The following is a 9,134-nucleotide window of genomic DNA, read 5'->3' as shown; positions in this document are numbered from 1 at the left end:
GTGTCTAACTTTTTGGGGCATGTTCAAAACTTATGGCTTTACTTTTTTTAAATATAATCTAAAGTTCGCTCTAAGGCCATACCTCTCGAACCTTTTATTAATATCATATTAGAATCAAATTTGAAGGTCTTAAGGAATTCAGCAAAAGCATCGAATGTTTCAAAAAACTGAATGTTTTCATTAGAAATTTTATTAGCAAAAAAAGATTTTCCTAATAAAAAGCATTGAGCTTCATTCTGACTTTCCAAAGAATCAACTATAACTTTATGTTCATAAAGGCTTTCGTCTCCCAATTCGAACATATCTCCAAGAATCATAATCTTATTTTTCTTGTCTAACTGCAAGAAATTAGTAATCGCAACAGCCATACTGCTCGGATTAGCATTATAAGCATCTAAAATAATCTCATTTGAACCTTTTTGCATCATCTGAGACCTATTGTTTGCCGGAATATAATTTTCGATAGCGCTCTTTATATCGCTTTCTTTTACATTAAAGTATTTTCCAATCGCCGTTGCCGCATTAATATTATTGGCGTTATAAAGCCCAATTAAATGCGATTCAATTGAGAAATCATTATAATCAATAGCAACAAAAGGATTTGCGGTAATATTCTGAATATTCAAATCTGCATTTTCTTTTTTTACTCCAAAAATAAATGATTTTATTCCTTTAGATTTTTCTATCTGAATAGGATCTTCCAGATTTACAAAAACAGTTTTTTGGTTTGTCGCAAGATATTGGTACATTTCGCTTTTACCTGCAATCACTCCTTCAACTCCTCCAAAACCTTCCAAATGTGCTTTTCCAAAGTTAGTTATATAGCCAAAATCGGGTTGTGCAATCTGGCATAAAAACTCGATTTCTTTTTGATGATTAGCGCCCATTTCGACAATTCCAATTTCCGTTTCTTTGGTAAAAGAAAGCAAAGTCAATGGCACTCCAATATGATTATTTAAATTGCCAATAGTCGCTTTTGTTTTAAACTTTTTTGACAACACAACATTAATTAATTCTTTTGTCGTTGTTTTTCCATTACTGCCTGTTAAAGCAACAATTGGTAGCCCTAAATAATTCCTGTGAAATTTTGCCAACTCCTGAAGTGTTTGCAGACTATTTTCTACCAAAATGGTTCTATCATCAATAAAATAAGATTCGTTGTCAATAACAACAAATAAAGCGCCTAAATCTAATGCTTCTTTAGCAAATGTATTAGCGTCGAAATTCTCCCCTTTAATAGCAAAAAACATCGAATTCTTCTCGATTTTTCTTGTATCAATAGACAGAGAACTGCACTGTAAAAACAAGTTATGAATGTCTTGAATATTCATTTATATATTTTTTAATAAGTCATAAAAGTAGAAAAAAAACAATAAAAAAATTCCAAATTCCAGACTGAATATTCAGCTTTTGGAATTTGGAATTTTTATTATTTGAATTCCTAAATCTTAGTTTCTAGGAGATTTTCTTTTTTCAGATTTTGAACCTACTCTAGACATTGCACATCTGAAACCAATGTAATCAGTTGCCATATCTTGAGGGAAGTATCTTCTTTGAGCTGGATCTAACCAGTAAGCTCTATCTCTCCAAGAACCTCCTTTGTAAACTCTTACTTTATCATCGATTAAAGTTGTACGTTTACTAGAGTTATCATATTTTCTGATCATTTTTCCTAAACTGTCTGTAGTAACATTGTGTTTAGGAGAGTTGTACATTGCCTGATCTGCTTTAGGTCCAGACTCTGAATCACCGAAATCAAAAAATCTAGAAGATTGCTTATCACCATCTCTATAGTTGATGTTGTCGCTTGTACTGAAATTTTGTCTTAAATACGTTTCTTGTTCGTCAACTGGCACTTGAGCAATTTCGCCTGGAAGGTTTCTTGCAATCACTTTACCGTTACTTAAAGTATCATATTTAATTGTAGCCGTTGTAACAATTTCAATTTTACCATCTTTACCAATTTTATTTTTAGCATATTGGTTACCTCTGTAATAGTTGAAATCATTTGCTTCATTATCAATAATTGGTCTGTAGACGTCAGCTACCCATTCTGCAACGTTTCCTGCCATATCATATAGACCGAAATCGTTTGGCGCATAACTTTTCACAGCATTTGTGATATCTGCTCCGTCATCTGACCAACCTGCAATTCCACCGTAATCACCATTTCCTTGTTTAAAGTTAGCCAATTGATCACCTTTGTTTTTACGTTTGTTAGAACGTGTGTAATCTCCAGACCAAGGATATTTCTTTTGTCCTTTGTAGATATTGTATTCTCTTTGTCCAACATCAGCAGCAGCTGCATATTCCCATTCAGCTTCAGTAGGAAGTCTGTACTCTGGTAAAATAATTCCAGATGAACGTTGTGCGTAAACATTTTTCTCTTCTGGCACAACACCGTCTTTACCAGCTTTAGGTCTTCTCCCCGTTGGATTTTTCTTTAAAACGATTTCTTCACTTGCACCACGTGATGTACTTGGAGACATCAAGTATCCTTCAGTATTAAATGCATTTTCAGCATTAACATCATTTGTTTTAGCTCCTTTTTTAAGATATCCGTTTTTCTCTAAAACAGCCTCGTTTACACGGTCTGTTCTCCATTTACTAAACTCAACTGCTTGAATCCAGTTAACACCAACTACAGGATAGTTAGCATAAGATGGGTGTCTTAAATAGTTGTTAGTCATCGTTTCGTTGTATCCTAAACGATTTCTCCACACCAATGTATCAGGAGATGCTCCTTCGTAAATGTTTTTGTAATTTTCTTCTGTTGGTGGGAAAACTTTCTTTAACCACTCTAGGTATTCTAAGTACATACCGTTCGTAACTTCAGTTTCATCCATATAGAATGATTGAACGTGTTGTTGAGTTGGCGTGTTATTCCAATCATGCATAACATCATCCTGTACTTTACCCATAGTAAACGTACCTCCTTCAACAAAAACTAAACCAGGGCCAGCCTGTTGTTTTTTACCTGCATTTCTGGCAGCAGTTCCATTCTGACTATCTACATCCCAGCCAGTAGCTCTAGAAGCGTGAGTGGAACTCGATTTTTTGCTACAACTAGCCGTGCCCAACATCAATACCATTGACATCATTAACTGCAAGACTACAATTTTGTTTACTTTCATACTCATTCTTAGGTGATAAATTTAGGTGCTGCAATATAATAATTAACATTTAATTGGCAACATCTGTTCTAATAATTTTATTTAGCTGTTTTTTACCAGAAAATAACCTTTAGTTACGAACGCAAAAATATACTTTTTATTATTACTATAACATGAAATACTATATTTTTACTTACTAATTATTTTTTAATTAAATTTCACCTTTTTAACTGATGAAGCAAGCATTTCTAATTTACATTTTTTTAATCCCAACTCTCTCATTTTCACAGCTAAATGAGACGATTACAATCGATTGGCAAAATAAAAAAGAAGTAAATTATGGTGAAAACAAATTTATAATTCCACACTTCTCAGGAAGCAGCTTTCGCTTCGACATTACAAAAAAAAGCATAACGTTGCTTCAAAACTTAAATCAGGCTGGCGTTTCAAGCAGCAGTTTGGTACAGATCAGCAACGTCATTTTTGAATCAATTTCGAGAGCTGATTTAGGCGATTTAGCACCTGAAAATATACCTGAAAAACCAAATGAATCTGTAATAGTCACAAATGCAAGAGACATAAAATATTCTTTTCTTTCTTTGTCACCTATAATTAAGGAAGGAAACAGCTACAAACGCATAAAATCCTTTTCTTACTTTATTAGCAATTCAAACGCGCGAACTGCCTCAACTTCTTCATTTCAAAAATCGGCAGCAATAACAAATTCTGTTTTGACTTCTGGAGACTGGTATCGATTTTACATTCAGAAATCGGGCGTTTATAGAATCAACAAATCATTTTTGCAAAGTTTAGGATTTGATCCTTCTAAAGTTGATCCGAGAAGAATAAAAATCTACGGCAATGGCGGAAGAATGCTCCCTCTTGCCAATAGCACTTATTATCCAAATGATTTAACTGAGAATGCGATACAAATTATTGGCGAAAATGATGGCATATTTAACAATGAAGATTACATTCTTTTTTATGCAGAAGGAGTCGAAAATTGGAATTCTGAGAGCCAGACTAACTTAAATCTATACGACACCAAATCCTATTATTATATTACAGCTTCTGGAGGCGACGGAAAAAGAATTCAAAACCTAAATCTGCCAACAGGAAATAGTACTTTAGAACTAAACACGTTTGATGACTATCAATACCACGAAATTGACCAAACCAACATTGTTCATCTTGGCCGTCAATGGCTCGGAGAATCATTTGATATAAATCAAGAACAAGAATTCTCCTTTAGTTTTCCAAATCTTGACACTTCTGTTCCTGTAAAAATAGAAGTTAGTGCTGCAGCGGCATCTTTAACCTCTACTTCTTTTGCCATAACAGCAAACGGACAAAACGCAGGAACTATAAGTTTTTCTCCTTTAATAGCCAATTCTGATACCAAATACACAACAGGCAAACTTCCTGCAAATACTCAATTTACCGGAACAGATAATATCAAAATAAAACTTACCTATAATAATAATGGCGTTCCAGGATCAAAAGGTTATCTGGACTACATCAATCTAACTGCAAAACGAAAACTTTTAGGTATAGGCAAACAATTTCACTTTCAATACAATGCTGCAGGCTCCACAGCTGGAATTGTTAATTATACTATTGGAAACGCATCAGGAATAGCGCAAATCTGGGACGTTACAGACCTATATAATGTTTCTAAAGTCGAAACCGCCAATCAATCTTCTTTTAGTTTTAAAGCTAATTTAGGAGAGGTTAGAAAATATATTGCGATAGATCCTTCTGATTATTATGCTCCGTTAAAAGAAAATCAGTCAAAAATTGCCAATCAGAATTTAAAAGGAACACTTTTTAGAAACAGCCAAAACGCTTTTCAGGACATTGATTATATAATAGTGACGCCAAAGTCTTTAGCTTCTCAAGCAGAAAGATTAGCCAATTTTCATAGAACAAACTCTGGTTTAAACGTAAAAGTTATTTCTTTGGAAAACATCTATCAAGAATTTTCTTCTGGCAAACAAGATATTGCAGCCATTAGAAACTGTGTTAAATATATTTACGACAATGCTTCTTCATCAGACAAAAGAATACGCTATTTAAATTTATTTGGAGATGCTTCATATGATTATAAAGACAGAATTTCGAACAACACTAACATTGTACCTATATATCAGTCTCTAATAAGCAATACTGTGGGAGAAGCTTCATTTCCTTCTGATGATTTCTACGGATTAATGGACGCCAACGAAGGAGTTATCATTCCTTCTCTTGCCGGGATTGATATTGCTTTAGGAAGAATGCTGGTTTCAGACAATGCACAAGCTCAGGAAATGGTCAACAAAATCATAGAATACCATGACACAAAATCTTATGGAAACTGGAGAAATAATGTTGTTTTAATTAGCGATGACTCTGACAGATCAGGCGATCAAACTTTACAAGCAAACCAAAATGCCCTTGCAGATCAAATCGCGACCGAAAAACCTTTTTTCAATATTGATAAAATATTTTTGGACGCTTATACTCAAGAAGCTTCCGCAGGTGGATCGCGATATCCGAAAGCAAGAACCGATTTTTTTAATGCTTTTGAAAAAGGTGCTCTTATATTTAATTATTTAGGACATGGTGGCGAAGACGGATTGGCCAGTGAAAGAATTTGGGAGAAATCAGACGGACAAAACCTTACCAATCAGTACAAATATCCACTATTCATTACCATCACATGTGAGTTTTCACGTTTTGACGACCCAACAAGACCCACAGCCGGAGAATATGTGTATTGGAATCCAAAAGGAGGCGCAATTTCAATGCTGACCACTGTTAGAGAAATCGGACAGACAAATGCCGAAGAATTCAATAAAACAATTAGCAAAAACTTACTTTCTTATGGTTCAAACCAATACAATACTATCGCAGAATCTTTAAGAATATCCAAAAATGAAAATCCGAGCTCTTCAAGCAATGTTGTTTTTTATATAGGAGATCCAGCTTTAATGCTTGCAATTCCAAAACCACGAATTAATTTAACGAAAGTAAACGACATTGTGATTTCGCAAGCAATTCCTGATTTTAAATCATTATCAAAAATTAAAATTTCAGGAGAAATCACAGACGAAAACAACACGCTATTAAGCAATTATAACGGAGAATTAGCGACAGCTATATTTGACAAATTAATCACAAATACTACTTTAAATAATGATGGTTTTAGCCCTCCAATGCAATTTAAGACACTTGGAGAAACCATTTTTAGAGGAAATGCCTCTGTGACCAACGGACAATTCGAATTTAGTTTTGTAGTTCCCAGAGACATCAGAATACCTGTAGACAATGGAAGAATCAGCTTTTATTCTAAAAAAAATGAATCATTAGAAAACCAAACCGGTTATAATAACATCATTAAAATTGGAGGAATAAACGAAAATGCACCACAGGACAATATAAGTCCAAAAGTGAAGTTATATATGAACGATGAAACTTTTGTATCGGGCGGAATAACAAATGAATCGCCATTTCTTTTGGCTTTTTTAGAAGATGAAAACGGAATCAATACAGCGAGCGGAATCGGACACGATATTGTTGCTATTTTGGATGGAGACATTAGCAATCCTTATATTTTGAATGATTACTATCAAACAAAATTGGACGATTATACCAACGGAAATTTACGTTTTCCATTCCGAAATTTAGCTCCTGGACTGCATACGATAAGTTTTACCGCTTGGGATGTTTACAATAATCCAGTTACGAGTGAAATTCAGTTTACAGTTGTAGGAGACGATTCCTTGACATTATCACACGTTCTTAATTACCCAAATCCATTTTCAACTTATACACAATTTTGGTTTTCTCACAATAAACCTTATGAACCATTGGATGTACAGGTTCAGGTAATGACAATTACAGGAAAAGTAGTCTGGACAAAAAATCAAACCGTTACTACAGAAGGTTTTTTATCAAGAGAAATAACATGGGATGGAAGAGATGATTTTGGCGATAGAATCGGAAAAGGAGTGTATATTTACAAACTGACTGTAAAATCAAATTTAACAAATAAAAAGGCAGAAAAATACGAAAAGCTTGTTATCCTATAATATTATATATATTTGCATCACCAAAACACAAGTCCCATAAATGAAAAAACTATCACTTTTACTAATTTGTATTTTTAGCATTTACACCTCAAAGGCCCAAGAATCAAGGCCTATCGTTACTGGAGTACCTTTTTTATTAGTTGCTGCTGATGCTAGAGCAGCTGGTTTAGCAGATCAAGGAGTAGCCACTTCTGCTGACGTTTTCTCACAACAATGGAACCCTGCAAAGTATGCATTTTCTGAAGATGCGCAAGGTCTTTCTATTAGCTACACCCCTTATTTAACAGATCTTGCCAATGATATTTCATTGGGTCAGGTTACGTATTACAACAAAATCAACGAACGAAGCGCATTTGCAGGAAGTTTTCGCTATTTTGGTTTTGGAGGAATCGAACTAAGATACACTGGAGATCCAAATGAAGCCGTAAGAGAAGTAAATCCAAACGAATTTGCTTTAGACGGATCGTATTCACTTAAATTAAGCGATCGATTCTCTATGGCAGTTGCTGCACGTTTTATTAATTCAAATCTAAAAGTTGCTTCAGAAGAAGTTGACGCTACATCTGCTAGCTCATTTGCAGTTGACGTAGCCGCTTTTTACCAATCTGAAGAAGTTGCCTACCGAGATTTCAACGGAAGATGGAGAGCCGGTGTCAATCTTCAGAATATGGGGCCAAAAATCAGTTACGATAATGACGATATAAGCTCAAACTTCTTGCCTGCCAATTTAAGATTAGGAGGAGGATTTGACTTTATTTTTGACGATTATAACAAACTTACTTTAAGCGCCGAACTTACTAAACTTTTAGTTCCAACGCCTCCAGGAATCGGAACGCCAGTTGATGTAAATGGCGACGGAGATTATGATGATCCAGAAGATATTTCTCAACAAGAAGCAACAGATATTGGTTATAGAAATTATAATGATATTGGCTGGTTTGAAGGAATGTTTAAATCTTTTGGAGATGCTCCAGGCGGATTTAAAGAAGAAATGAAAGAGGTAACTTATAGCATTGCTGGAGAATACATGTATCAAGATGCTTTTGCTTTCCGTTTAGGATATTACCACGAAAGCCCAGAGAAAGGTGCTAAGCAATTTTTCTCTTTAGGAGCAGGATTTAAGTACAACATCATGAAAATTGATGTTTCGTACTTATTCTCAGCTTCAAAAATAAAAAACCCTTTAGAAAATACACTTCGTTTCTCTTTAACGTTTAACTTTGGAGACAAATACGATAATTACTAAAGAGAAAAGATTACAATAGAAATAACTTAATCCAAATTCCGGCATTTTAGGAATTTGGATTTTTTTTCCCTTATAAACAGATGAAAGAAATCAACATAACCTCTTCATTTACAATATTTGATAATTTAAATGAACTTCCAGCCGAAATTCAGGATTTAATGAATCAAGCTGTAGAAATCAGAAAAAAAGCTTATGCCCCTTATTCACAGTTTAAAGTTGGCGCTGCTTTACTTTTAGACAACGGAAAAGTAATCTTAGGTTCAAATCAAGAAAATGCTGCTTACCCATCGGGACTTTGCGCTGAACGAACTGCTATTTTTTATGCCGGAAGCACTTATCCAGAAGCAAAAATCCTGAAAATGGCAATTACAGCAGCTTCAGACACTAATCAGACTGCTGCCCCTATTCCACCTTGCGGATCTTGCCGACAATCAATAGCAGAATATGAGATAAAACAAGACACTCCGATAGAAATTTATTTTATGGGAGAAATTGGTGAAGTTTACAAATCGTCATCCTTAAAAAATTTGCTCCCATTGATGTTTGATAAAAAGTTCTTGTAAAAAAAAGCCAAAAAGTAGTCATTTAATTTTAGTTCTTAAATGTAATGTCTTATTTTTGCATCCCGACCTTTCGGGCGCAAATTTGTGGGAGGAAACTATTTTGCGTTACAGGCACAATAATCGATAACACAAACAACTTTAG

The 9,134-nt window shown here is 34.4% G+C and carries 5 protein-coding genes; 3 read left to right on the top strand and 2 right to left on the bottom strand.

Annotated elements, in window-relative coordinates; genetic code table 11:
• Positions 1 to 47 precede the first annotated feature (47 nt).
• Entirely contained in the window at positions 48 to 1,331 is a 1,284-nt protein-coding gene (locus NU08_RS05560) for a UDP-N-acetylmuramoyl-tripeptide--D-alanyl-D-alanine ligase (protein WP_129746215.1), read from the bottom strand.
• A gap of 117 nt (positions 1,332 to 1,448) precedes the next feature.
• On the bottom strand, positions 1,449 to 3,134 hold the full coding sequence (gldJ, locus tag NU08_RS05555; RefSeq protein ID WP_129746224.1) for a gliding motility lipoprotein GldJ: 1,686 nt from the start codon (positions 3,132 to 3,134) through the stop codon (positions 1,449 to 1,451).
• A 212-nt stretch (positions 3,135 to 3,346) separates the two neighbouring features.
• Between gldJ and porU the strand changes: the two genes are divergently transcribed.
• The 3 genes from porU (at position 3,347) to cdd (ending at position 8,992) form a co-directional block, all read left to right on the top strand.
• Positions 3,347 to 7,183, top strand: coding sequence for a type IX secretion system sortase PorU (porU, locus tag NU08_RS05550; protein ID WP_129746214.1), 3,837 nt, complete (start codon positions 3,347 to 3,349; stop codon positions 7,181 to 7,183).
• A 40-nt stretch (positions 7,184 to 7,223) separates the two neighbouring features.
• Positions 7,224 to 8,429 (top strand): type IX secretion system outer membrane channel protein PorV, encoded by a 1,206-nt coding sequence (porV, locus tag NU08_RS05545; RefSeq protein WP_129746213.1) that lies wholly within the window; start codon positions 7,224 to 7,226, stop codon positions 8,427 to 8,429.
• An 80-nt stretch (positions 8,430 to 8,509) separates the two neighbouring features.
• On the top strand, positions 8,510 to 8,992 hold the full coding sequence (gene cdd / locus NU08_RS05540; protein ID WP_129746212.1) for a cytidine deaminase: 483 nt from the start codon (positions 8,510 to 8,512) through the stop codon (positions 8,990 to 8,992).
• The last annotated feature ends 142 nt before the right edge of the window (positions 8,993 to 9,134 follow it).

The sequence above is a fragment of the Flavobacterium anhuiense genome, from assembly GCF_004151235.1.
GTDB lineage: Bacteria > Bacteroidota > Bacteroidia > Flavobacteriales > Flavobacteriaceae > Flavobacterium > Flavobacterium anhuiense_A.
This window is presented reverse-complemented; position numbering and strand designations above follow the sequence as displayed.